Annotated in this window: 24 protein-coding genes and 1 pseudogene; 11 read left to right on the plus strand and 14 right to left on the minus strand. The window is 71.7% G+C overall.

Features of this window, described 5'->3' with window-relative positions; genetic code table 11:
• The first annotated feature begins 17 nt into the window (after nt 1–17).
• Nucleotides 18–1,589, plus strand: coding sequence for an APC family permease (locus ACFYUS_RS23770; protein ID WP_388855462.1), 1,572 nt, complete (start codon nt 18–20; stop codon nt 1,587–1,589).
• Between the two features lie 79 nt (nt 1,590–1,668).
• Here the strand turns inward: ACFYUS_RS23770 and ACFYUS_RS23775 are convergent, their stop codons facing one another.
• The 4 genes and pseudogenes from ACFYUS_RS23775 to ACFYUS_RS23790 form a co-directional block, all read right to left on the minus strand.
• The gene (locus ACFYUS_RS23775; protein ID WP_388855465.1) at nt 1,669–2,535 is read right to left on the minus strand and encodes a GNAT family N-acetyltransferase; all 867 of its coding nucleotides are present in this window, start codon (nt 2,533–2,535) and stop codon (nt 1,669–1,671) included.
• 88 nt (nt 2,536–2,623) lie between these two features.
• Nucleotides 2,624–2,788, minus strand: a complete 165-nt coding sequence (locus tag ACFYUS_RS23780) for a hypothetical protein (protein WP_388855468.1) — start codon at nt 2,786–2,788, stop codon at nt 2,624–2,626.
• A pseudogene (locus ACFYUS_RS23785) lies at nt 2,785–3,907 on the minus strand (radical SAM protein). The gene ACFYUS_RS23780 and the pseudogene ACFYUS_RS23785 overlap by 4 nt, the downstream one beginning before the upstream one ends.
• Before the next feature lie 193 nt (nt 3,908–4,100).
• A complete protein-coding gene (locus tag ACFYUS_RS23790) occupies nt 4,101–4,430 on the minus strand; it encodes a hypothetical protein (RefSeq protein ID WP_388855470.1) in 330 nt (109 codons plus the stop codon).
• A 323-nt stretch (nt 4,431–4,753) separates the two neighbouring features.
• On the opposite strand from ACFYUS_RS23790, the gene ACFYUS_RS23795 reads away from it, so the two are divergent.
• Entirely contained in the window at nt 4,754–6,100 is a 1,347-nt protein-coding gene (locus ACFYUS_RS23795; RefSeq protein WP_388855472.1) for a hypothetical protein, read from the plus strand.
• On the opposite strand, the gene ACFYUS_RS23800 is transcribed toward ACFYUS_RS23795, so the two are convergent.
• From ACFYUS_RS23800 to ACFYUS_RS23810, 3 genes are all read right to left on the minus strand, one after another.
• Nucleotides 6,078–6,611 (minus strand): NUDIX hydrolase, encoded by a 534-nt coding sequence (locus ACFYUS_RS23800; RefSeq protein ID WP_388855474.1) that lies wholly within the window; start codon nt 6,609–6,611, stop codon nt 6,078–6,080. The genes ACFYUS_RS23795 and ACFYUS_RS23800 overlap by 23 nt on opposite strands.
• A 206-nt stretch (nt 6,612–6,817) precedes the next feature.
• Nucleotides 6,818–7,036, minus strand: a complete 219-nt coding sequence (locus ACFYUS_RS23805) for a hypothetical protein (RefSeq protein WP_388855477.1) — start codon at nt 7,034–7,036, stop codon at nt 6,818–6,820.
• Nucleotides 7,037–7,073: 37 nt separating this feature from the next.
• The gene (locus ACFYUS_RS23810) at nt 7,074–7,466 is read right to left on the minus strand and encodes a carboxymuconolactone decarboxylase family protein (RefSeq protein ID WP_388855856.1); all 393 of its coding nucleotides are present in this window, start codon (nt 7,464–7,466) and stop codon (nt 7,074–7,076) included.
• A gap of 116 nt (nt 7,467–7,582) precedes the next feature.
• Here ACFYUS_RS23810 and ACFYUS_RS23815 point away from each other — a divergent pair, with 116 nt between their 5' ends.
• Both ACFYUS_RS23815 and ACFYUS_RS23820 read left to right on the plus strand, forming a co-directional pair.
• The gene (locus ACFYUS_RS23815; RefSeq protein ID WP_388855480.1) at nt 7,583–9,211 is read left to right on the plus strand and encodes an IS200/IS605 family accessory protein TnpB-related protein; all 1,629 of its coding nucleotides are present in this window, start codon (nt 7,583–7,585) and stop codon (nt 9,209–9,211) included.
• 40 nt (nt 9,212–9,251) lie between these two features.
• A complete protein-coding gene (locus tag ACFYUS_RS23820; protein ID WP_388855483.1) occupies nt 9,252–9,725 on the plus strand; it encodes a GNAT family N-acetyltransferase in 474 nt (157 codons plus the stop codon).
• Here ACFYUS_RS23820 and ACFYUS_RS23825 read toward each other — a convergent pair.
• Both ACFYUS_RS23825 and ACFYUS_RS23830 read right to left on the minus strand, forming a co-directional pair.
• Nucleotides 9,691–10,161: a carboxymuconolactone decarboxylase family protein gene (locus tag ACFYUS_RS23825; protein WP_388855486.1), complete on the minus strand. Its 471-nt coding sequence runs from the start codon at nt 10,159–10,161 to the stop codon at nt 9,691–9,693. The two genes, ACFYUS_RS23820 and ACFYUS_RS23825, sit on opposite strands and share 35 nt — an antisense overlap.
• Before the next feature lie 132 nt (nt 10,162–10,293).
• Nucleotides 10,294–11,034 carry a GNAT family N-acetyltransferase gene (locus ACFYUS_RS23830; protein WP_388855489.1) on the minus strand — a complete coding sequence of 247 codons (741 nt, stop codon included), beginning with the start codon at nt 11,032–11,034 and terminating at the stop codon, nt 10,294–10,296.
• A 116-nt stretch (nt 11,035–11,150) separates the two neighbouring features.
• Here ACFYUS_RS23830 and ACFYUS_RS23835 point away from each other — a divergent pair, with 116 nt between their 5' ends.
• The 5 genes from ACFYUS_RS23835 to ACFYUS_RS23855 are packed head-to-tail and all read left to right on the plus strand — an operon-like array spanning nt 11,151 to nt 16,003.
• Entirely contained in the window at nt 11,151–11,807 is a 657-nt protein-coding gene (locus tag ACFYUS_RS23835; protein WP_388855492.1) for a hypothetical protein, read from the plus strand.
• Between the two features lie 55 nt (nt 11,808–11,862).
• The gene (locus ACFYUS_RS23840) at nt 11,863–12,696 is read left to right on the plus strand and encodes an LLM class F420-dependent oxidoreductase (protein ID WP_388855495.1); all 834 of its coding nucleotides are present in this window, start codon (nt 11,863–11,865) and stop codon (nt 12,694–12,696) included.
• An 18-nt stretch (nt 12,697–12,714) separates the two neighbouring features.
• Complete coding sequence (locus ACFYUS_RS23845; RefSeq protein WP_388855498.1) at nt 12,715–12,999, plus strand: hypothetical protein; 285 nt, start codon at nt 12,715–12,717, stop codon at nt 12,997–12,999.
• The gene (locus ACFYUS_RS23850) at nt 12,996–13,394 is read left to right on the plus strand and encodes a hypothetical protein (protein ID WP_388855501.1); all 399 of its coding nucleotides are present in this window, start codon (nt 12,996–12,998) and stop codon (nt 13,392–13,394) included. The genes ACFYUS_RS23845 and ACFYUS_RS23850 overlap by 4 nt, the downstream gene beginning before the upstream one ends.
• 23 nt (nt 13,395–13,417) lie before the next feature.
• Complete coding sequence (locus tag ACFYUS_RS23855) at nt 13,418–16,003, plus strand: bifunctional FO biosynthesis protein CofGH (protein WP_388855504.1); 2,586 nt, start codon at nt 13,418–13,420, stop codon at nt 16,001–16,003.
• Nucleotides 16,004–16,006: 3 nt separating this feature from the next.
• On the opposite strand, the gene ACFYUS_RS23860 is transcribed toward ACFYUS_RS23855, so the two are convergent.
• Nucleotides 16,007–17,071, minus strand: coding sequence for a tyrosine-protein phosphatase (locus ACFYUS_RS23860; protein ID WP_388855506.1), 1,065 nt, complete (start codon nt 17,069–17,071; stop codon nt 16,007–16,009).
• A 154-nt stretch (nt 17,072–17,225) separates the two neighbouring features.
• Here ACFYUS_RS23860 and ACFYUS_RS23865 point away from each other — a divergent pair, with 154 nt between their 5' ends.
• Complete coding sequence (locus ACFYUS_RS23865; protein ID WP_388855509.1) at nt 17,226–18,344, plus strand: ADP-ribosylglycohydrolase family protein; 1,119 nt, start codon at nt 17,226–17,228, stop codon at nt 18,342–18,344.
• A 160-nt stretch (nt 18,345–18,504) separates the two neighbouring features.
• Here the strand turns inward: ACFYUS_RS23865 and ACFYUS_RS23870 are convergent, their stop codons facing one another.
• On the minus strand, nt 18,505–19,287 hold the full coding sequence (locus ACFYUS_RS23870) for an SDR family oxidoreductase (protein WP_388855512.1): 783 nt from the start codon (nt 19,285–19,287) through the stop codon (nt 18,505–18,507).
• Nucleotides 19,288–19,369: 82 nt separating this feature from the next.
• On the opposite strand from ACFYUS_RS23870, the gene ACFYUS_RS23875 reads away from it, so the two are divergent.
• The gene (locus tag ACFYUS_RS23875; protein ID WP_388855515.1) at nt 19,370–20,203 is read left to right on the plus strand and encodes a hypothetical protein; all 834 of its coding nucleotides are present in this window, start codon (nt 19,370–19,372) and stop codon (nt 20,201–20,203) included.
• Nucleotides 20,204–20,309: 106 nt separating this feature from the next.
• Here the strand turns inward: ACFYUS_RS23875 and ACFYUS_RS23880 are convergent, their stop codons facing one another.
• The 3 genes from ACFYUS_RS23880 to ACFYUS_RS23890 all read right to left on the minus strand — a co-directional run bounded on the left by ACFYUS_RS23880 (nt 20,310) and on the right by ACFYUS_RS23890 (nt 22,438).
• Nucleotides 20,310–20,510: a DUF397 domain-containing protein gene (locus ACFYUS_RS23880; RefSeq protein ID WP_388855517.1), complete on the minus strand. Its 201-nt coding sequence runs from the start codon at nt 20,508–20,510 to the stop codon at nt 20,310–20,312.
• 179 nt (nt 20,511–20,689) lie between these two features.
• Nucleotides 20,690–21,550, minus strand: coding sequence for a helix-turn-helix domain-containing protein (locus ACFYUS_RS23885; RefSeq protein WP_388855520.1), 861 nt, complete (start codon nt 21,548–21,550; stop codon nt 20,690–20,692).
• A 189-nt stretch (nt 21,551–21,739) separates the two neighbouring features.
• Complete coding sequence (locus ACFYUS_RS23890; protein WP_388855523.1) at nt 21,740–22,438, minus strand: GPP34 family phosphoprotein; 699 nt, start codon at nt 22,436–22,438, stop codon at nt 21,740–21,742.
• Nucleotides 22,439–22,476: the final 38 nt, after the last annotated feature.

Raw genomic sequence — 22,476 nt, forward strand, 5'->3', positions numbered from 1 at the left:
CATTTAACGTCGAGTTCATGACTCAGGTGGACGTACGGCCGCAGGCCGGAGACACGGCAAGGGGCAACGGCGCCCCGGACGGCACCTCAGGCGTGCGCGGCAAGGGCCTCGGCGGCAACTCCGTGGGCCTCCTCGGCAGCGCCGTCATCGGCATCTCGACCGTCGCCCCCGTCTACTGCCTGACCTCCACGCTCGGCTCCACCGCCGGCGAGGTCGGGCTGCAGATGCCCGCCGTCTTCCTCGCGGGCTTCCTGCCGATGCTGCTCGTCGCGTTCGCGTACCGCGAGCTCAACAAGCGCATGCCGGACTGCGGCACCTCCTTCACCTGGACCGTGAAGGCCTTCGGCCCCAAGGTCGGCTGGATGTGCGGCTGGGGCCTGGTCATCGCGACGATCATCGTGCTGTCCAACCTGGCCGGCGTCGCGACCTCGTACTTCTGGCTGCTCGCCGGAGAGATCAGCGGCAACCCCTCGATCGCCGCCCTGGACGACAACAAGGCCGTCCACATCGTCACCTGCCTCACCCTGATCGCCGCCGCGACCGCGATCAGCTACCGGGGCATGACCGCCACCAAGGGCGTGCAGTACACCCTCGTCGGCCTCCAGCTGGCCGTCCTCGCGGTCTTCGTCGTCATGGCCTTCCAGAAGGCCGGCTCGGTCGACTTCCCGACCGGCGCCTCCTTCTCCTGGTCCTGGCTGAACCCCTTCTCCGTCGGCTCCTTCGCCTCCTTCACCGCCGGCCTCTCGCTGTCGATCTTCATGTACTGGGGCTGGGACACCTGCCTCACGGCCAACGAGGAGACCACCGACAGCGACAAGACCCCCGGCCGCGCCGCGCTCATCTCGATGGTCGTCCTCGTCGGCTCCTACCTGGCCACCGGCGTCGCCGCCCAGATGGTCGTCGGCTCCGGCGACAAGGGCCTCGGCCTCGCCAACCCGGAGACCTCCGACAACGTCTTCGCCGCCCTCGCGGGCCCCGTCATGGGCCCCGTCCTCGGCATCGCGCTCTTCGTCGCCGTCCTCGCCTCCGCCGCCGCGAGCCTCCAGACCACCTTCATCCCGGTCGCCCGCACGGTCCTCGCCATGTCCAGCTACGAGGCCCTGCCGCCGTCCTTCGCCCGGGTCCACCCCGTCTTCAAGGTCCCCGGCAAGGCCACCATCGTGGCCGGCGTCGCCACCGGCGTCTTCTACACCGTCATGACCCTCGTCAGCGAGAACGTCCTGGTCGACACCATCTACGCCCTCGGCCTGATGATCTGCTTCTACTACGCCCTCACGGCCTTCGCCTGCGTCTGGTTCTTCCGCGCCGAGCTCTTCACCTCCGCCCGCGACCTCGCCTTCAAGGGCGTCATCCCGGCCCTCGGCGGCCTGATGCTGACCGCCGTCTTCGGCAAGACCCTCTACGACATGTGGGACCCGGCCTACGGCTCCGGCTCCTCCGTCCTCGGCATCGGCTCGGTCTTCGTGATCGGTGTCGGCCTGCTCCTCCTCGGCGTGGTGATCATGCTGATCATGCAGCGCAGGAGCCCCGCCTTCTTCCGCGGCGAGATCCTGACGAAGGAGACGCCGGCTCTGGTGGTCGAGGACTGACTGATTGACGCCCTCCTGAGGCGTCCCTGAAACGCGAAGGCGGCGGCCCGTGGGGGGTCCGCTGCCTTTGCTTTTCTGATTACGCCCGTGTGGTGTGGGTGAAGCCGAGGGAGGTCAGTCCTTCGGCCTGGCACAGCCGGTCGGAGGGGCCGCCGACCTCGGTCTGGAGGAGTTGGTAGGCGGCGCCGTGGGTTTGGCCCCAGTGCATGGTGGCCCGCCACAGGGCGCGTCCGAGGCCTTGGCCTCGGGCCTCGGACAGGACGGCGAAGTACTGAGGCATGAGCTGGGGACGTCCGATGGCGTCGGGTTGGATCTCCATGGGGCCGATCGCGCCCACGATGCGGTCCTCGACGGCGGTGGTGAGGACCGGGCCGCACCGGCCGGCCTGCATCCGGGCATGGAGGAAGGCCAGGCCATCGCCCGCCATGGCCTCGGCGAACGGGGCGAAGGTCTCCTGCACGGCGGTCGGCCAGGCGGTGATGGGCCGGACCGGGCCCCCCGCGTCGGGGCAGGGGGCGGCGGTGAAGTCCTTCAGCTGAATGCGGGTGCCGTGCGGGTACGCGGCCTCGGGGCCGAGAGGGCGTACGACCCGGGCGCCCGCCACGTCGTGCGCGGCGGCGAGCTTGGCTGCCAGCTCGGCGGCCTCCTCCACGACGCTGTCGCGTAGACCGTAGGCGAAGACCTTCACGGTGCCGCGTCCGCGCCGGGTCAGGGTGGGGATGAGGGTGTGCTCAGGCTGATGCACCACGTCCTCGCGAAGGACTTTCTCGTCCTTCTCGCCGCCCCAGCGCCGGTCCTTGTCGTAGGGCAGGAAGCCACCGGTGTCAGCCGCTCGCAGGACGTCCTCGAAGATCCCGACGGTCAGGGCATCGGGGTGGACAGGACCGAGAGTCGGCACGATCGGCGCGGTCAGTTGGGGCCGGAGCCAGTCCCAGCGGAAGAACATGTGCGGCACCCTAGCGGTGGGACGGGCGGGGCTCAGGCCCCGACGCGAGTACGCCGGGGCCTGAACGGAGTTGACCGGATCGTGTCGGTCAGTGGGGGTTGTCGTCACCGGCGTCGCAGGAGCACTCCGCGCTCTCCACGATCACGTCGAGGTCCTGGACGGCGGTGATCGACACGGTCGCGACGGGCGGGGCCGCTCGGCGGGCCGAGGCCGGCGGGCCGGGCAGGATGGTCACCGCTACGGGCGGGGTCATGAGGCGTTCTCCTTGTCTCCGTGCTGGCAGTAGCTGTGCAGCGGCGCCTTGGCCTCCTGGTAGTGCTTGGCCAGGGGGGCAGACCCGGCAGGTGCCGGACAGGGCGCAGCCCTCGCACCCTCCGGTGCGAAGCATGAGGCGGTCGGCGATGGCGCCGAGCCGGGTGAGGCCGTCGATGCCTTCGGCCATGAGGTCGATCTGGTCGTCGCGCCCGACCTTGCAGATCGACACCTTGGCGTGCGGGTCGGCGTGGAAGAAGGTGTGTCCCGCGTTGCAGCCGGCGAACGGCTTGCGCTGCCGCAGGTGGACGGCGGACTGGGCGAGCAGCGGTTCACCGCCGCCGTAGATCGTGGGTGTCATGTTCGTGTACGCGTGGTTCTCGACGTTCCACTCGTCGGCGAGGGCGGCCATCTCGTCGGCTTCGGAGGCGTTGTCCTCGGTCACCACGACGTTGATGCGCAGCGGCAGCCCCGCCTCACGGGCGGCGTCCATGCCGCGCCGGAACGCCTTCCACGCCCCGCGGCGCTGGGTGAGCGTGTCGAAGGATTCCTCGCTCGCCCCGTACATGCTGACCACCAGGCGGTAGGGCGGGCAGTCCCGGAAGAGCTTGAGGAGGTCCGGCCGCCAGAGCAGCGAGCCGTTGGTGGAGATGGTGAGCATCATCCCGGCCTGCCAGGCGTACCGGTAGGCGCCCTGGAAGTGGGGGTCCATGGTGGGCTCGCCGCCGGTGATCTGGAGCCAGAGGACGCCGGCCTCGCGCATGATGTCCAGCAGCCGCACCTTGTCGTCCCAGCCGAGGCCGGAGAAGGGCCGCTCGCCGAGGTAGCAGTGCTTGCAGCCGAAGTTGCAGCCGAGGTTGATCTCCCAGGAGGCCCGGCAGTAGCCGTACGGGGACGGCTCACGCACCAGCACGGTGCCCTGTGTAGATCGACCGCCCAGGTCCAGGTCCCACAGGTCGGAGGCGGTCCGCACCGCCCAGGCGGGAAGCGACTCACCGTCGACGGCGGCCTGGCGCAGACCCTCGAAGTGGTCGGCGGAGATTCGGGCGCCGGCCCGTGCTCCCGGCTTGAGGAGAAGGTGTCCGTCGAGGAACGGAGAGGCGATCAGAGCGTGGGCCATCGGTGGCCCTCCTTCCGGATCACGGAGCGGGACAGCACACGGGACTCCTGCCGGCCGGCGCGGCAGTGGACCTCGCCCAGCCCGTTGCAGGTGCCGCAGGTCTTGCCGGACGAGTTGGCGCCACTGCCACCGCAGTCGCCGCACCGTTCGTTACGAGGCGAGCGAGGGCGCCGGGGCCTGTGCGGGCTCGCGATCAGCTGGTGCACGAGACCTCCTCCATGGCGTCTTCCCAGGTGTGCTGCGCGGTGTGGTCGGCGAACAGACAGCAGCCCTCACCGTCGGGCCCCGGGGCGGCCACCAGGCAGTCCGGCAATACGACGAGTTCCGCCTCGTCCGGCCCGCGCCAGCGGAGCCACAGCGCGGTCCCGTACGCCCCGGCGTCGGTGAGGAGACCGAAGTGCTCACCCCCGTCGTGCGCAGACAGCTGGCACTGCACGGCCCTGTCGATGTACGGGGCGGCCGACTTCCCCCGCGCTTCCCTTGCCAGGTCGAGGGGCACCCGGCGCCAGTGCGCGCAACGCATCACGACACCATCCGGAAGGACGCGACGGCGTTCCGGGCCTGCTGCGAGCACCGGGGGCAGACGCACGGCGGGTAGCGGCCCGGGTTCTCCGGGACCACCGGGTCCTCACCCACGCGTACCTCTGTGCGAGGCCCCCACGTCTGGCCGGAGTCGCGGGAGACCCGCAACGTCATCCGTACGTCGTCCTGTCCGTTCGCCATGGCCAGGAGCATCGCGATCCGCGGGCCCGGCCAGAAAGGCCAAGCGGATTACCCAACTTGGGTAACATCACCCTCGGTTGACCAAGTGCAGCGATCCGTAGTCCTCATGCCGGAGCGTGCCCGATGCCCGAGCCATCTCGCTCGAAGGAACTCCCGGTCAGCCTACTCACGGACCCAGTGATGATCGAGGCATGCCAGGCCAGAGACTTCGGCCGCATCTTTCAGCTGGTCAAGGCACGAGCAGGCATCTATTCGTCGATGATCGCGCGCCGCTGCGACCTGACCCCCAGCCGTGTCGGTGAGGTGATCGCCGGGCGGCGGCAGTTGCTGCACATGGACGTGATCGAACGGATCTCGGACGGACTGCGCATCCCCGGACACATGCTCGGCCTTGCCCGACGCTCCTGGGAGGCGCCGCCCAGCCTGACGGTCACGCCCCGCCAACCGGCTGAGGTGCCAGCCTCAGCCGTCGAGCCGCTGGCTGCCGGGCTACCGGGGGCGGACGTGGACAGCATCCTCGCCCTTGCTGCCGAGCGGGACCTCAGCGCGTCGACGCTGGACGCGCTGCATTCGTCGATCGCGGACTACTGGCGCCGGGACGACGAGCACGGCGGCGAGACCTTACGGCCGGCGGTCGTCGGCCAGCTCCGCTACGTCGTCGACCTCCTCAAGGAGCAGCGGCCAGCTCCTTTACGGGACGGCCTGCACAGCATCGCGGCCGAGCTGGCCCGGCTCACCGGATGGACCTACTTCGACGCCCGCCAGTACAACCAGGCACGCGCCTACTTCACCGAAGCCCTCGGACTGGCCAAGGCCATCGACGACCGCCAGTTCATGGCCAACGTCCTCGCCTGCATGAGTCTCCAGGCCACCTGCCAGGACAAGCCCGGCGACGCCCTCGCCCTCGTCACGGCCGCCCAGGACCAGGCCCGAGCCGCCGTGGGGACAACGCCTCGCGTGCTGGCCATGCTCGCCATGCGCGAAGCCTTCGCCCACGCCACCCTCGGCAACCACGGCGCGACCCACACCGCGATCTCGGAAGCCCACGCCCAGTTCGGGCGGATCAGCACAGGTGACCCGGACCCGGCCTGGGTCGCCTACTTCGACGAGCCGAAGCTGATCGTGGACACCGGCATCGCGCACGGCCGCCTGGGCGAAGCAGCCCTAGCCGAACCCCTCATCGCGGACGCCCTCCGCCGCGAACACGCATCGAACCACCGAGGCCGTGCCTTCCACGCCTTCTGGCTGGCCCGCGCCCAACTCCAGCGCGGGAAGCTCGATGAGGCGTGCGAAACGGCCATGGATGCCCTGGCCCCGGCGGCGGCCGTCAGCTCGCAACGAGTTGCGGGCCACCTCCGGGAGTTCTACGAGCAACTGGAGCCCTTCCGCAGGGAACCACCCGCTGCGGCCTTTGAGTCTCGACTCCGCGAAGTGCTGCCCCGTCAGGTCAGCGGATCGCCTCGTCCATGAGCACGTAGAGCAGCCCGACGAGGGAGCCGCTGCTGACGATCTCGCGTCGGTCGATCATGCCCCGCACGTCGGCCAGCGGGATCCACTCGATCCGGTCCGACTCGTTCTTCTCGGTCGGCGGACCCTCGTACGTCGCCCCGTCGGCCCGGAAGACGTGGTGCTGGGAGTCGGTGATGCCGTTGGCCGGCTCGGCGTAGATCAGCGGCTTGATCGGGCCGGGGCGCCAGCCGGTCTCCTCCAGGACCTCACGGGCAGCCGCTTCGGCCGGTGTCTCGCCCTCCTCGACCAGGCCCATGGGAAGCTCCCACGCCCAGGCGTCCGTGATGAAGCGGTGCCGCCACATCATCAGCACCTCGCGGCGCTTGTTGACGACGGCGGCCACGGCCAGGTGCCGGAGCTTGACGACGTGGTGTTCCCAGCGGTTCCCGTCCGGCGTCTCGACGTCGGTGAGCCACAGGTTCACCCAGCTGTTCTCGTAGATCGGACGTTCCCCGTGGATTTTCCACTGCATCGCTGCGGCCCCTCTCGATCGGCCTCCAGCATCGCAGAGTGTTCCGGGGGAGACCGAGCTTCAGAGCTTTTCATGTCAGTGTGACGAAATGTGGCGCACAGTCAGAACGCCTCCTGCGGACCGGGTGTGGTCGGCAGGAGGCGCAGGAGGCGCAGGAGGCGCAGGAGGCGCAGGAGGGGCTGGCGAGGTGGCGGGGTCTGGAGCTGCTAGCCCCGCCCGGGCAGCAGCCGCTCCACCGCCGCGTTGGCGGGCGGCAGGTCGGGTGTGTGGGCGGGCTTGGCCTTGGGGGTCAGGACGCCGCTGAGCGGGATGACCGAGGGAAGGTTCATGCCGCCGGTGTCGGCGGACGCGGTCCCGGCGGCCGCGCCGGCGGCACCGGCGGCGGCGAAGACGGTCAGGGCGGCTGCGGTGAGGATCCTCTTCATGCCCGCACCAACGTGGACGGCGCCGTTCCGGTTACGACTACCAGGTCGCGCCGGCCGGCTGCCGGGTCGTCGCGTTGATCCGGTTGAAGAGGTTGGTGACCCCGAGCCACAGCACGATCTGGGCCAGCTGCTTCTCGTCGTAGTGGCGGGCCGCCTCGTCCCACACCGCGTCCGGCACCGCGTCCGGGCGGTCCGCGAGCCGGGTCGCGTACTCGGCGAGGGCCAGCGCCGCCCGCTCCGCCTCCGTGAAGTACGGGGTCTCCCACCAGGCCGCGACGGCGTGCAGCCGCTCGTCCGTCTCGCCCTCCTTCTGCGGCTCCAGGGCCCCGCCGACCACGCAGTACCTGCAGTCGTTGATCTGGCTCGCCCGGAGGTGGACCAGGTCCAGGACGGTGGCGGGGTGTGGAAATGCTGGTCGTGAGGTGCACAGAAGTGTGCAGAATTTTGTATGAGTTGGTCTCTTCTGCGGTTTCCAGGTGGGTTGTCGGTGGTGTCGGTTACGTTCGTGGTGTCGGTGATCGATGGATCGGGCGGGGGTGGTCGGGCGTGGCTGACGAGCACAGGCCGCTGCGGGAGATCGCGCGTCCGTTCGTCGTCGGCGGCCCGTCGGGCGTGAGCGTCCGTGACCGGCTCAAGGGGCTGACCGTCGAGGACGAGAAGGTCCTGCGTGTGGTGGGCGCGCACATGGGAAGCCTGGCCTCCCGGGATCTCGCCCGTCGCGTCCGCGACGGCCTCGATCACTCCACCGACACGTGGGCGGCACGGAAACGGGACCTGACCGCCGAGTCGTCCTCCCGGTGGGCGGGATCGGTCACGGCGAGTACCCACGACCAGTGGGGGCTGTCCCGGCGTGCTCAGCACGCTCATCTGCAGTCGCTGGATGCCGGTATCCGGATGCTCCGGCACCGCCTGTCGCTGCCGGTCGGGGAGAAGGGATCCCGGGGCAGGCCCGGCGGCTACCGCAGCAAGCACGAGTGGCTCCACAAGTCCCGCCGCCTGGCGATCCTCGAAGACCGCCACGAGCAGGTCAGAGCCGAGCGCGAAGCCGGGAAGGTGTCCGTCGTACGGGGTGGCAGGCGGCTGCTCAACCAGCGCCACCATCTCAGCGTCGCCGACAAGACCCTTGACCAGTGGCGGGCGGAGTGGGAGACGTCGCGCTGGTTCCTGACCGCTGATGGTGAGTCCGGGAAGCGGTTCGGAAACGAGACGATCCGTGTCACCCCCGCTGGCGAGATCAGTATCAAGCTGCCCGCGCCGCTCGCCGGTCTGGCCAACGCGAAACACGGCCGGTACGTGCTGGTCGCGAAGGTGTCGTTCCCGCACAGGGGTGAGGAGTGGCGCGACCGTGTCACCGGCAACCGGGCCGTCGCGTACCGCATCCACCTCGATACCGTCTCCGGCCGCTGGTACCTGGACGCCTCCTGGACCCGCAAGAACCTCCCCGTCGTGCCACTGAACGCGCTGCGGACGGGTGGGGCGGTCGGCGTGGACATGAACGCCGACCACCTGGCCGCCTGGCAGCTGGACGCCCACGGCAACCCGGTCGGCGCGCCCCGCCGGTTCGACTACGACCTGACCGGCCCCGCGCCCCATCGCGACGCCCAGCTCCGCCACACCCTCACCCGCCTCCTCCACTGGGCCAAGGCCACCGGAGTGCAGGCGCTCGCGATCGAGGACCTCGACTTCACCGACTCCACCACCCGCGAGAAGCACGGTCGGCGCAAGCGGTTCCGGCAGCTGGTCTCCGGCATCCCCACCAGCAAGCTCCGTGCCCGCCTGCTGTCGATGTGCGCCGAGGCCAATATCGGAGTCATCGCCGTCGACCCCGCCTACACCAGTAGGTGGGGTGCGGAGCACTGGCAGAAACCGCTGACCGCCACACACCGCAAGACCAGCCGACACGCTGCCGCTGCGGTGGCGATCGGCAGACGCGCCCTCGGGCACCGGATCAGGCGACGGACGGCACCGCCCCGCGACGACCAGAGCGATCGTCGTGGGCATCGGACCGTCCAGGCCCGACCCGGCACCCGGGGAAGCGAGGGACACTGCCCCCGCGTACCCGGACCACGGACACGATCCGTGCGCGCCGGACACGGGCAGAACGCAGTCGACCAGGACGCCCAAGACCGTTCGGGGCGCCCGGCTGAGTACGTGCAACTCATACTCAGTCTTTAGGAACGGTTGGGCATGCGTGCGGACTTCTTAGGATGCGTGCATGTACGGGGAAACGAACTGGGCGCTGCGGCCCGGCCGCGCGGAGGACGTCGAGGCGATCGCCGAGCTGCGGGCCGAGGTCATGCGCGAGGACCTGGTCCGACTCGGCCGCTACGACGAGCACCGGGTGCGCCAGCGGCTGCGGGACGGGTTCTCGCCGGCGCACACCTCGGTGATCGAACGGGAGGGCGCCTTCGCCGGATGCGTGACGGTGCGCCCGTACGAGGACGGTGAAGGGCTCTACCTGGAGCACTTCTACCTGGCCCCCGAGGCCCAGGGCCGGGGCCTCGGGACGGCGGTGCTGCGCCGGCTGCTCGACCGGGCCGACGCGGAGGGGGTACCCGTCCGGCTGGTGGTCCTCCAGGGCAGCGCGGCCCGCCGCCTCTACGAGCGGGAGGGGTTCACGTTCGAGTCCGAGGACCCGGTGGACGTGCTGATGGTCAGAAGCCCACGCCCGCCGGCTGGCGGACGGTGACGTTGAGCCGGTTGAACAGGTTCGTGACGCCGACCATCAGGACGATCGCGGCGAGCTGCTTCTCGTCGAAGTGGTCGGCGGCCGCGTCCCACACCTCGTCCGGCACCGCGTCCGAGACGTCGGCGAGCCGGGTCGCCGCCTCGGCCAGGGCGAGCGCCGCCCGCTCCTCGTCGGAGAAGTAGGGCGCCTCGCGCCAGGCCGCGACGGCGAACAGCTTCTCGTCGCTGACCCCGTTCTTCTTGGCGCTCTTGGCGCCGTAGTCGACGCAGAAGCCGCAGTTGTTGATCTGGCTGGCCCGCAGGTGCACCAGCTCCAGGATCCCTTCGTCGACCCCGCCCTGACGGGTGGCCTTGATGAGGTTCTGGATCGCCGGACCGGCGTCGGCCAGGAGGTAGGCGGGGTTCGTCATGCGGGCCTGGGGCGTGTGCGTCGCCATGGTGACTGCTCCTCGTTTTCCGTCTTCGTGTGTCGCTTTCACTGCACTGACGGAACGCGCGCCGAGGATGTGACAGGACCGGAGAAGTTTTTCGAGATTTTCTTTCAGGCCTCCGTGATCAGGCCTCCGTGATCAGGCCTCCGCGATGAGGGCGGTCGCGACCGTGCGGAAGCCGAGCCGGCCGTAGAGGCGGGCCACGTCCGCGTCCGAGGCCGTGAGGAACACGAGCTCCGTCCCGTGGGCGCGGGCGTCCGCGACCAGGGCGGCCGTGACCGCCAGCCCGAGGCCCCGGCGGCGGGCCGCCGGGACGGTGCCGACGCCGACGACCTCGGAGACGGCCCCGACGGGCTGGTGCTGGCCGGCGGAGAGGGCGCGACCCTCGGGGTCCAGGGCGGCCGCGAGCCGGGTCAGGCCGGCCGAGAGGCGCTCGGCGACCGCGGCGGTGCTGCCGGGCTGGGGTTCCGCGCCGAAGGCGGCGTACGGGGCGGCGACGGCGGTCTCCAGGGCGGAGTCGTCCGCGCCCACGAGCCGTACGGTGACGCCCTCGGGCTCCGGTACGGCGAGCGGCTCGCCCTCCAGGACCATCAGCGGGTGCTCGTGCACGGTGAGCCCGGTCGCCTCCACGGCGGTCCGCAGCCCCGGGGTCGTCTCGGCGACCCACTCGAAGGCCTCGGGCGCCCCCAGCTCCCGCTGCCGGGCCCGCACCTTCTCCACGGCCGCCACGGGGACCTCGCCCTCGTGGCCGAGCGCCGGGCGGGCGTAGTAGGGCCAGCCCTGCCCCTCCCGTACGAAGAGGGTCAGCGGCCCGTACGCCTCGGCGCGGGCGGCGGAACGGGGGACGGCGTCGTAGTACGTCTCGATTCGGTTCAGCACGCGGCCACGGTAGGGGGCGGGCCCGGGAGACGCAGGCGGTTTTCGGGCGGGCCGGAGGGAACCGGGCCGTGGGGCGATCCCGTCCCACAGCGCAACCATGGAAACAGGGGGGAGCCATGAGCCGTACGACGTACACCTGTCCGGGCTGCGACCGTGACGACCGGGTGCAGGCCGTGCCCGCCGTGTACGTCGCGGGCCGGGACGCCGTCACCAGCCGGGAGCGGGACCGGGACGGCGACATGAGGACCGTGACGCGGACGGTGACGACCGGGCTGTCCGACGCGCTGGCGCCGGTGCCGCAGCCGCCGTCGTACGCGATCGGCTGCCTCGGCGTCCTCGCCGCGGCCGTCTCCGTCGGCACCTTCCTGGGCGGATCGCTCGGCGGGCACTGGTTCCGGGACGATCCGGCCCCGGTGGATCCGGATCCGTCGGGCTGGGGTCCCGTTCCGGTCCCGGCCGCCGACCCCGGACCGGGCCTCGCCTTCCTCGGCTGGATATCGGCGTTCGCGCTGCTCGCCGCGGCCCTGGTGTTCACCGTGCTGTGGCGGCGCAAGGCCGCCTTCGCGCGCCTCACGCGCGGACGTCACCGCGCCGAGGAGCTCTGGTCGCACGGCTGGTACTGCCACCGCTGCGGCACGGTCCACTTCGAGGGAGTGCCCGGCGAGGACCGCACCCCGCTGACCCTGCAGCGCTTCCGGGAGAGGGTCTGGGAGCACGGAGGGTACGGCGACCTGGCGGCGGAGCAGCGGGCGGTGGACCCGGCCCGTTCCTGACGACGGGCCCGCCGCACCCCTCGGAATTCCGCGCCGCACCCCCTACCGTGCGGCTATGCGGATCTCGACCACGATCTTCCTGACCGACGAGACCATCAGCCCGGTGCGGCTCGCGCGCGAGCTGGAGCAGCGCGGCTTCGCGGGGCTCTACCTCCCCGAGCACACCCACATCCCCGTCTCCCGCGAGACGCCCTATCCGGCGGGCGGGGAGCTGCCCCGGGAGTACGCGCGGACGCTCGACCCGCTGGTGGCGCTGGGGCAGGCGGCGGCGGTGACCGAGCGCCTCGGCCTGGGCACCGGCATCACGCTGGTCGCCCAGCACGATCCGATCGTGCTGGCCAAGCAGGTCGCCACGCTCGACCACCTCTCCGGGGGCCGGTTCACGCTGGGCGTGGGCTTCGGCTGGAACCGGGAGGAGGCCGCCGACCACGGCGTCGACTGGTCGACCCGGAGGGACCTCGGCCGCGACCGGCTCGACCTGATGCGGGCGCTGTGGGCGCCGGAACCGACGGCGTACGAAGGGGAGCACGGCGACTCCGTCCGCGCCTCGGAGGCCTGGCCGAAGCCGGCCGGCGGCGCCCCCCGGGTCCTGCTGGGCGGGGCGGCGGGCCCGAAGCTCTTCGCGCAGATCGCCGCGCAGACCGACGGCTGGCTGCCGATCGGCGGCCGGGGCCTCACGGAGTCCCTCCCGGTCCTGCGCGAGGCCTGGGAGCGGGCGGGCCGCGACCCGAAGGCGCTCCAGGTCGTCCCGTACGCCGTCCTGCCCAGCCCGGGCAAGCTCGCGCACTACGCGGAGCTGGGCTGCGAGGAGGTCGTCCTCCAGTTGCCGCCGGGGGGTGAGGGGGAGGTGCTGGGGGTTCTGGACGAATTCGCCCGGTACCTGCCGTGACGGCGCTATAGTCGGGCCATGGCGACGACGACGATCCAGGTCTCCAAGGAGACCCGCGACCACCTGGCCACGCTCGCCGCCGAGCGTGGCCTCACCCTGGGACAGCTCGTCCAGCAGCTGGCGGAGAAGGAGCCCACCCGCGAGCAGATCGCGGAGCGGCTGAAGGCCGACCGGGACGTGGCCCGCCGGAACATGGGCGTGGACATGAGCGACGAGGAGTTCGACCAGGCTCCCGACATCCTGGGCAACATCTACAGGATCGCCGCGGAGAAGGTCCGGGCCGCCCGGGGCGAAGCCGCGTGATCATTCTCGACACCAGTGCGGCCCTTGCCATCGCCGAGGGCCGCAAGGCCCTCAACCAGTTGGCGGCCAACATGGCGAACACCCCGGGTGACGTCATGTGGCTCCCGGCTCTCTGCCTGGCAGAGGCGGTGGCGGCCGACGCGGAGGTCAGCCGTGCCGTCCTGAGCCTGTCCGCCGTCGTCGTCGACAACCTCGACACCGTCGCGGCCGTGACCGTCGGCACCCTCGTGCGGGACGGCTTCGGCGGCCTCGACACCTGCCACGCGCTCTACTGTGCCTCCCCCCGGCCGCAGTTCACCGGCATGTCGATCCTGCTCACCGCCCACGAGGACCGCTACCCGCCCGGCATCGTCACCGTGGACATCGATTCCCCCGGGATGCTCGGCTACCACTGACCGCCCGCTCGTATGCTCGGTCCATGACGGATCACCAGGCAGGACGCCCCACCGAGAACGCCATGCGCCGCGCCCTCCGGCGGGCCAGGGACGGGGTCGCGCTCGATGTCGCCGAGGCCGCCGTGCTGTTGCGGGCGCGGGGGGAGGATCTGGCGGACCTGGTGGCGTCCGCGGGGCGGGTGCGGGACGCCGGGTTGGAGGCGGCCGGACGGCCGGGGGTCGTCACGTACTCGAAGAGCGTGTTCATACCGCTCACCCGGCTGTGCCGGGACAAGTGCCACTACTGCACGTTCGTCACCGTCCCCGGCAAGCTGCGCCGGGACGGGCACGGGATGTTCATGTCGCCGGACGAGGTCCTCGACGTCGCCCGCCGCGGCGCCGAACTGGGCTGCAAGGAAGCCCTGATCACGCTCGGCGACAAGCCCGAGGACCGCTGGCCGGAGGCCCGCGAGTGGCTCGACGCGCACGGTTACGACGACACGATCGCGTACGTACGGGCCATGGCGATCCGCATCCTGGAGGAGACGGGGCTCCTCCCGCACCTCAACCCCGGCGTGCTGTCCTGGACGGACTTCCAGCGCCTCAAGCCCGTCGCGCCCTCCATGGGCATGATGCTGGAGACGACCGCGACCCGGCTGTGGTCCGAGCCCGGCGGCCCCCACTACGGGTCCCCCGACAAGGAACCGGCCGTGCGGCTCAGGGTCCTGGAGGACGCCGGGCGGTCCTCGGTGCCGTTCACGAGCGGTCTGCTGCTCGGCATCGGGGAGACCCTGGAGGAGCGCGCCGAGTCCCTCTTCGCGCTGCGGCGGGTGGCGCGCGCGTACCACTCCGTCCAGGAGCTGATCATCCAGAACTTCCGCGCCAAGCCGGACACGGCCATGCGCGGGATGCCGGACGCCGAGCTCGACGACCTCGTCGCCACCGTCGCCGTCGCCCGGCTCATCATGGGCCCCTCCGCCTGCCTCCAGGCCCCGCCGAACCTGGTCGACGCGGAGTACGAGCGGCTGATCGCCGCCGGCATCGACGACTGGGGCGGGGTCTCCCCGCTCACCATCGACCACGTCAACCCCGAGCGGCCCTGGCCGCAGATCGAGGAGCTCGCGGAGAGGTCCCGCGCCGCCGGCTTCGAGCTGCGCGAACGGCTCTGCGTCTATCCCGAGTTCGTCACCCGGGGCGAACCCTGGCTCGACCCCCGGCTCCTCCCGCACGTCCGCGCCCTCGCCGACCCCGAGACCGGCCTCGCGAACCCCGACGCGCCCGTGCGCGGCCTGCCCTGGCAGGAGCCCGACGAGGCCTTCACCGCGGCCGGCCGCACCGACCTGCACGCCACCATCGACACCACCGGCCGCACCCACGACCGGCGCGAGGACTTCGACGAGGTGTACGGGGACTGGGAGTCGCTCCGCGAGGCCGCCGCGCCCGGCATGGTGCCCGAGCGGGTCGACGCCGACGTCCGCGAGGCGCTCTCCGTCGCCGCCGACGACCCGACGAAGCTCACCGACGCCCAGGCGCTGGCCCTGCTGCACGCCGACGGCCCGGCGCTCGACGCCCTCACCCGGATCGCGGACGACGTCCGCGAGTCCGCCGTCGGCGACGACGTCACGTACATCGTCACGCGGAACATCAACTTCACCAATGTCTGCTACACCGGCTGCCGTTTCTGCGCCTTCGCGCAGCGCCGCACCGACGCCGACGCGTACACCCTCTCCCTGGACCAGGTCGCCGACCGCGCCCAGCAGGCCTGGGAGGTCGGCGCCGTCGAGGTCTGCATGCAGGGCGGCATCCACCCCGACCTGCCCGGCACCGCCTACTTCGACATCGCGCGGGCGGTGAAGGAACGGGTCCCCGGCATGCACGTCCACGCCTTCTCCCCGATGGAGGTCGTCAACGGCGCCTCCCGCACGGGCCTTTCGATCCGCGAGTGGCTGACGGCGGCGAAGGAGGCGGGCCTCGACTCGATCCCCGGCACGGCCGCCGAGATCCTCGACGACGAGGTCCGCTGGGTGCTGACGAAGGGCAAGCTGCCCACGGCGACGTGGATCGAGGTCATCAGGACGGCCCACGAACTGGGCATCCGGTCCTCCTCCACGATGATGTACGGGCATGTGGACCAGCCCCGGCACTGGCTCGGCCACTTCCGCACCCTCTCCCGCATCCAGCAGGAGACGGGCGGCTTCACCGAGTTCGTGACGCTCCCCTTCGTCCACACGAACGCGCCCGTCTACCTCGCGGGCATCGCCCGCCCCGGCCCGACCACCCGCGACAACCGCGCGGTCATCGCGATGGCCCGGCTCCTCCTCCACCCGCACATCCCGAACATCCAGACCAGCTGGGTGAAGCTGGGCACGGAGGGCGCCGCCGAGATGCTCCGCTCGGGTGCCAACGACCTGGGGGGCACGCTGATGGAGGAGACCATCTCCCGCATGGCCGGGTCGAGTTACGGCTCGTACCGCTCGATCCGCGACCTGGAGGCGATCGCGGAGGCCGCGGGCCGCCCGGCGAAGCCCCGGACGACCCTGTACGGCGAGGTCCCGGAGGAGCGGCGGCGCACGGCGGCGGCCTCGGACGGCCACCTCCCGGAGCTGCTGCCGGTCCTGCCGAGCGAGTAGGGGTCAGCCGACCAGCAGGTCCCTCTTCAGCTCCTTCAGCTCCTGGGCGTCGATGCCGAGGCCCTTCCGCAGATAGCCGCGGAAGGAGCCGTACTCCTCCTCCACCTCGTCGAAGCTCGCGTTGAGGTACGCGGGGCGGACGTCGAGCAGCGGCTTGTAGACGGCGGCCTGCTGGGCGGGGAGCCGGGAGAGGACGGCCTCGTCGGTCGCCGCCCGGTAGGTGTTGCTGGCCAGGTAGTCGGCCATGACCGTCTCCTCGGGGACCCCGAGGGCGGTCAGGAGGGCCGCGTCCGCCCAGCCGGTGCGGTCCTTGCCCGCGGTGCAGTGGAAGAGGACCCCGCGCCGGCCGTCCTCGGCGATCCCGCCGAGGACGGCGGTGTACGCGGTGCGGGCGGTGGCGCCGCTCACCATGAAGCGGTTCCCCTCGACCATCATCGCCTCGGCCTCGGCGGGGCTCTTCGGCATCGTGGTGAAGGTGCCGGAGCCGGCGAGGACGTCGGCGACGACGTGCGCGGCGCCGGCCGGGACGCGGTCGGGGGCGCTGGCCCGCTCCGACTCCATGCGCAGGTCGAAGACGGTCCGGACGCCGAGGCGGGCCAGCTTGGCGAGGTCGGCGTCGGTGAGCCTGTCGAGCGCGTCGGAGCGGTAGACCTCGCCCATCTTCACCCAGTGGCCGTCGCGGGTGCGGTAGCCGCCCGCGTCGCGGAAGTTGACGGTGCCCTGGAGCCGTATCAGCCGGTCGGCGAGGTGCAGCGGGGCGCCCCGGTCGGGGACGAGGTCGAACCAGCGCCGGTCGGCGGCGGCGAGGCCGGAGACGGTGACCGAACCGGTGGCGCCGCCGCGCGCGACGGTGCGGCCCTCGGTGCGGATCGTGACGCCGTCGGTGCCGGGGGCGGACCACGTGACGGTGTACGTGCCGCCGGCGTTCTCCGTGACGGTCGCGGCGGTGAAGGGGATCCGCTGCCCGGTGTGCTGGTGCGCGGAGGCGGCGGGGGCGGTGAGGCCGAGGAGCAGGGCCGCGGCGAGGGCCGCGGTGGAGACGGTCTTGACTCGTGTCACGGGGTTCATGACGCGGATCGTTCAAGTCGTTGCCGAACCTCGGATGAACTGTGGTCAAAAGTGGACTGACGGGCGTCCGATCACATAACGTTCTGCGCCCCGAACCGCCATACCCGGTCTATTACAGTGCTGAGCAGACCGGTCTACGGGGGGAGGGCACGACGTGGCCACGACAGCCGCGGCCGTGTGGGGCCGTGCCGAACAACAGGACTTCCGGGCCCGTGTGCGGGGCTGTCTGCTCGGCGGGGCCCTCGGCGACGCCCTGGGCGCGGGAGCGGACGGAAGCACGCTCGCGGAGCTCCGCGCGGCCCACGGACCTGACGGACTCACCGACCCCGTCCCCGCGTTCGGCCGCCGCGGCGCCGTCACCGCCGCGACCCAGATGTCCCTCTTCACCGTCGACGGCCTCATCCGCGCCCAGGTCCGCCGCGACACCGGCGCCTGGCACCCGCCGACCGACGTCCACCGGGCCCATCGGCGCTGGGCCGCCACCCAGAGCGACTGGGGCCCCGACGAGCGCCGCGAGGACAACGGCTGGCTCGCCCGCGAGGAGTGGCTCTACGCCCGCCGCAACCCGCCCCGCGCCTGCCTCACCGGCCTCGGCGACGACCGCCTCGGCACCCTCGACAAGCCCAAGAACCCGGACGCCGCCGACTCCGGTGCCCTCGCCCGCTCGGCCCCCTTCGGACTGCTCGTCGGCTGGGAGCCGCAGCTCGTCTGCCAGCTCGCCGTGGAGTGCGCCGCGCAGACGCACGGCGCCCCGGCCGCCGGCCTCGCCGCGGGCGCCCTCGCGGTCACCGTCCACGGCCTCGCGCGCGGCGGCTCCGTCGAGGCGGCGGTGGCCCGCGCCCTGGAGCAGCTCGCGGTGCGCCCCGGCCACGAGCCCGTCACCGAGGCGCTCGGCCGGGCCCTCGGAGCCGTACGGGAGGGGGTGCCGGACGCGGACCGGGTGACGGCCCTCGGGGCGGGCGAGGACCGGGCCGAGGGGCAGCTGGCGGCGGCCGTCTACTGCGCCCTGGTCGGCGAGGACGTACGGCACGGGCTGCGCCTCGCGGTGAACCACGACGGTCCCTCGGCGGTGACGGGCGCGCTCACCGGCGCGCTGCTCGGCGCCCTGCACGGCGAGACGGCCCTCCCGCCGGCCTGGCTGGCCGAGCTGGAGGGCCGCGCGACGGTCCTGGAGCTCGCGGACGACTTCGCGATGGAGATGACCCAGGGCGCGGCCCTGCACAACCCCACGGACGCCTCGCCGGGCTGGCTGGCCCGCTACCCGAGGGGCTAGGGCCCGTCCGGCGCATCAGGGCCGGACGGGCCCTGGTGCTCAGCGGATCAGGGCCGGACGGGCCGCGGCGAGGCTTCCCCTAGGCCCTGCGGGCCTGGGGAGGCCCCATGTGCCCGGGTGCCGTGGGCCCGGCCCTGACCCGCCGGACGGGCCCCGGCGCTCAGCGCATCAGCTCCCCGGCGTTGACCAGCAGCGACTGCCCCGTGATCGCCCGCGCCCGGTCCGAGGCGAGGAAGGCCGCCGCCTCCGCGACGTCCCCGTCCGTCGCGAGCTCCGGCAGCGCCATCCGCTCGGTGAGCCGGGCGAGCACCTCGGCCTCCGGCACCCCCTCGGTGTGCGCGGCGAACTGGACGTACGCCTGGACCGGCGGCCCCCACATCCAGCCGGGCAGCACGGTGTTGACCCGGATCCGGTGCGGCCCCAGCTCGTGCGCGAGCGAGTACATCGCCGAGGTCAGCGCCCCCTTCGAAGCCGCGTACGCCGCCTGCCGCACCTGCGAGGGCGCGGCGACCGCCGACTGCGTCCCGATCAGGACGACGGAACCGCCCCGCTCCTTGAGCGCCGGCAGACAGGCCCGGGTCATCCGCAGCGTCCCGAGCAGATTGACGTCGAGCACCCCCTGCCAGGTCGCGAAGTCCGCGTCCTCCAGGCCCCCGAAGTAGGAGTCCCAGGCGGCGACGTGGACGACCGCGTCGATCCCGCCGAACCGCTCGACGGCGAGCGCGGCGAGGGCCTCGCACTGCTCCTCGTCGGTGATGTCCGTGACCCGGTACGCGGTCCGGCGTCCCTCCGGGTCGATCTCCGCCGCCGACTTCGCGAGGTTGGCCCCGGTCCGGGCCCCGAGCACCGCGTTGCCCCCGTCCCGCACGACCGTCTCCGCGATCCGGTGCCCGAGCCCGGCGCCGACCCCCGACACGACGACCGTCTTCCCCTGGAGCAGCATCCGGACCCTCCTCGACCCTGGCCAAGCATCTGACGGTCCGTCAGAGTAGGACCGTGCCGACGACATGGGAAGGGGTACGGAAGTGAGCGAGGAGACCCGCAGCGAGACGTACGCGGAGCTGGCCGCCGTCGGGCCGTACGGCGTGCGTCCCGGCCACGCGCTGATCACCATGGTGGAGCCGCATCCGGGCCACGAGTACGCGTACAACCGCTGGTACGAGGACGACCACTACTACGCGGGCGCCATGGCCATGCCCTGGATGTACGCCGGCCGCCGCTGGGTCGCCACCCGCGGGCTCCAGGAGCTCCGCGTCCCCGAGAAGTCCGCCGTCGCCCGGCCGGTCACCGCCGGCTGCTACCTCTCCACGTACTGGATCACCGAGGGCCGCTACGACGACCACATGAAGTGGACCGTCGGCATCAACAAGCGCCTCAACCAGGACGCGCGGGTCCACCACGACCGCACCCACGTCTTCACCTCGTTCCAGGACCACGAGGCGACCGTCTACCGCGACGGGGCCGCCGGCCCGCGCGACTTCCACGCCCTGGACCACCCCTACGCGGGCCTGATCCTCCAGGTGATCGACGCGGAGGGCCCGGAGGCCCGGGCGGACCTCCTCGACCGCCTCCGCACCCGCGAGCTGCCCCGCCGCCTCGCCGGCTCACCGGCGGCGATGGTGACGGCCTTCCGGCCGACCCCGCTCCCCGGCGACCGCATGACGTACGTGAAGCAGGTCGAGGGCGTCGACACCCGGCTGACCCTGCTGTGGTTCCTGGAGGAGGACCCCCGCACGTGCTGGACGGAGCACTTCGCGGACCTGGAGACCCTCGGCGGGGGAGCGGGGAGGGTGGAGCTGGTGGCGCCGTTCGTCCCGACCGTGCCGGGGACGGACCGCTACGTGGACGAGCTGCGCTGAACTCCCCCTGCGCGTCGGGGAAAAGGCCGAGCCCCCTCGGCCAGGACGGCGGACCGGACGAGAGGGCTCATACGTACTGCTGGTGACGACGTGCGCGCACCGGGGCTCAGAGGGCCCCGTTGCTCACCTCGCCGACGAACGTGTTCCACGATCCCGGACCGAAAGAGAGGGACGGGCCCTCGGGAGCCTTCGAGTCACGCACCGCGATCGCGGCCACGACGGGGGACTTCACCTCGACGCAGGCCCCGTTCCCGCCCGAGTACGAGGACTTCGTCCACGTGTCCGTACCGCCCTGAATAATCGCCATGCCGCTCACTCCGGTTTCTTCCGAGTAGGGTGTCGCGCCAACGTTCTCGCTGGCGTGATCGACGCTACTCGCCGGTCCCGTCGGGCGGGACCGGCGTTCACACGTCCGAGTGGCATATTCCGGATGCGCTTCCGTGGAGGCGGCCGCCACGTGTACGGTGCCCGCCCCGCCGCGGGTGATCATCCCTGGGCGTGCTTCTTCGCCATCTTCGAGATGAACTCCCGCGTCTGCTCGACGTTCAGCGCCTGCGCCCTGAGGTGCTCGTACATGACGGAGTACTTGCTGACGTCCTGCGCCTTCTCCAGGTACAGATCGCTCGTCACGCCCTCGATGTAGACGACGCTGGAGTCCGAGGTGTCCGGGAACTCCAGGATCGAGTACTGCCCGCTGATCCCCGGATGCGCGCCCATCTCGAACGGGATCACCTGCACGGTCACGTGCGGCAGGTGCGACTGCTCCATCAGGTGCTCCAGCTGCTCGACCATCACCTGCCGGCCGCCGACGATCCGGTGCAACGCGCCCTCGTCGATGACCGCCCACAGGCGCAGCGGACGCTCCTCGTCCCGGATCCGGTCCTGGCGACGGGTCCGCACCGTGACCCGCTTCTCGATGTCCGCGGCCGACGACTCCGGCATCGCCCCGGAGATCACGGCCTCCGCGTACGCGGGGGTCTGGAGCAGCCCGGGGATGATCTGGGACTCGTACATGCGCAGGCTCTCCGCGTCGGTCTCCAGGCCGATGTACACGCTGTACGGGATGTCGCCGAAGGCGTGCCACCAGCCCTGCTGGCGCGAGTCCTTGGCCATCTGCATGAGGGAGTCGACCATGCGCTCGTCCTCGACCTCGTACACCCCGCACAGGTCCCGCACGTCACGCTGGCTGATGGAGCGACGGCCGTTCTCCAGCCGGCTGATCTTGGACTGGGAGACGAGGAGACGCTCGGCGACCTGCTCGGCCGTCATGTTCTTCGCCTCGCGGAGCTTGCGCAGCTCCTGGCCCAATCGGCGTCGCCTGACGGTGGGGTTGACGTTGGACGCCACGGAAACTGCACCTCCGGCTGTCTGCTGCGTAGCTGTGAGTATCTACCGCTTGGCAGACTGCCACCAATGGCCGGGTGCGCGCTGGGAAAACCGGACAACGCACATGTGCGGGGCGGCCGTCCAGACCGCCCCGCACATGTGCGGCTCCCGAGATGGTTCTTGGTGCCGGAGTGCTTCGTGTCGCGCGCGTCAGTGCGCGGCCGCGCGGGCCATGCTGCCGCGAGGCTGCGCCGGGACGCCCGCGGCGCTCCGCCGCGGTGCGGCCGCCGCACCGTTCTGGACGTCCATCACGGCGTGCGCCACGAGTCCGCCCATGGGGTCGTGCCGGATCAGGTCGCGCAGCCGGGACCGCGACGACCGTCCTTCGTTGCCGGGGTAGAGGTGCTTCCCGAGCCCGACCGCGTGGGCCAGCGCGGCAAGCGCCGCGGTCCGCGGGTCCGGCGGTACGCCGGTGCGGATCGCACTGTCCAGCCGGGAACGGATCTCCCGACTGATCGCCGTGTCCGTCGCCTGGTAGCGAGTCGTCGGCAACACCCCGCACATCTGGCCCTCCACGGCATGCACCATGCCGCATCGCTCCAGATGCGAGAGATACGTCTGACGGAGCCCCAGTCGGGGTCCGCCGATCCAGTGGACGGCCCGAACCGGGCTGCCGCGCCTGCGCAGCAGCTCCAGTGCGGAGTCCAAGGTCGGATCTCCGGTCGGCCGTGGCATCACCACGGCGATACGATCCCCGTCAGGGGCTATCCGGCCTGCCAGAGCCAGCTCCACTAGCTGTGCTCCGGCCAGACCGAGGTCGAGCGACTGCGGCTGCGCTGTGGTACCCGTGGTCGGGTCCAGAGCGAGCAGCAGAAGCTCTTCCGGAATAGTTCTGCGGCTCCTGCCCATCCATGCCTCCCCGCGTGGATGAATGACAGGGTGACCCC

Origin of the sequence: Streptomyces sp. NPDC004284 (assembly GCF_042874035.1) — a bacterium.
Taxonomy (GTDB): domain Bacteria; phylum Actinomycetota; class Actinomycetes; order Streptomycetales; family Streptomycetaceae; genus Streptomyces.

Coding starts and splice junctions, on each gene's coding strand:
- ACFYUS_RS23790 (WP_388855470.1), bottom strand. CDS start 4,430: ATGCGTTGCGCGCACTGGCGCCGGGTGCCCCTCGACCTGGCAAGGGAA.
- ACFYUS_RS23825 (WP_388855486.1), bottom strand. CDS start 10,161: ATGGCGACGCACACGCCCCAGGCCCGCATGACGAACCCCGCCTACCTC.
- ACFYUS_RS23880 (WP_388855517.1), bottom strand. CDS start 20,510: ATGGCGATTATTCAGGGCGGTACGGACACGTGGACGAAGTCCTCGTAC.
- ACFYUS_RS23860 (WP_388855506.1), bottom strand. CDS start 17,071: ATGAACCCCGTGACACGAGTCAAGACCGTCTCCACCGCGGCCCTCGCC.
- ACFYUS_RS23870 (WP_388855512.1), bottom strand. CDS start 19,287: ATGCTGCTCCAGGGGAAGACGGTCGTCGTGTCGGGGGTCGGCGCCGGG.
- ACFYUS_RS23770 (WP_388855462.1), top strand. CDS start 18: ATGACTCAGGTGGACGTACGGCCGCAGGCCGGAGACACGGCAAGGGGC.
- ACFYUS_RS23820 (WP_388855483.1), top strand. CDS start 9,252: ATGTACGGGGAAACGAACTGGGCGCTGCGGCCCGGCCGCGCGGAGGAC.
- ACFYUS_RS23835 (WP_388855492.1), top strand. CDS start 11,151: ATGAGCCGTACGACGTACACCTGTCCGGGCTGCGACCGTGACGACCGG.
- ACFYUS_RS23845 (WP_388855498.1), top strand. CDS start 12,715: ATGGCGACGACGACGATCCAGGTCTCCAAGGAGACCCGCGACCACCTG.
- ACFYUS_RS23890 (WP_388855523.1), bottom strand. CDS start 22,438: ATGGGCAGGAGCCGCAGAACTATTCCGGAAGAGCTTCTGCTGCTCGCT.
- ACFYUS_RS23800 (WP_388855474.1), bottom strand. CDS start 6,611: ATGCAGTGGAAAATCCACGGGGAACGTCCGATCTACGAGAACAGCTGG.
- ACFYUS_RS23795 (WP_388855472.1), top strand. CDS start 4,754: ATGCCCGAGCCATCTCGCTCGAAGGAACTCCCGGTCAGCCTACTCACG.
- ACFYUS_RS23855 (WP_388855504.1), top strand. CDS start 13,418: ATGACGGATCACCAGGCAGGACGCCCCACCGAGAACGCCATGCGCCGC.
- ACFYUS_RS23805 (WP_388855477.1), bottom strand. CDS start 7,036: ATGAAGAGGATCCTCACCGCAGCCGCCCTGACCGTCTTCGCCGCCGCC.
- ACFYUS_RS23840 (WP_388855495.1), top strand. CDS start 11,863: ATGCGGATCTCGACCACGATCTTCCTGACCGACGAGACCATCAGCCCG.
- ACFYUS_RS23775 (WP_388855465.1), bottom strand. CDS start 2,535: ATGTTCTTCCGCTGGGACTGGCTCCGGCCCCAACTGACCGCGCCGATC.
- ACFYUS_RS23780 (WP_388855468.1), bottom strand. CDS start 2,788: ATGACCCCGCCCGTAGCGGTGACCATCCTGCCCGGCCCGCCGGCCTCG.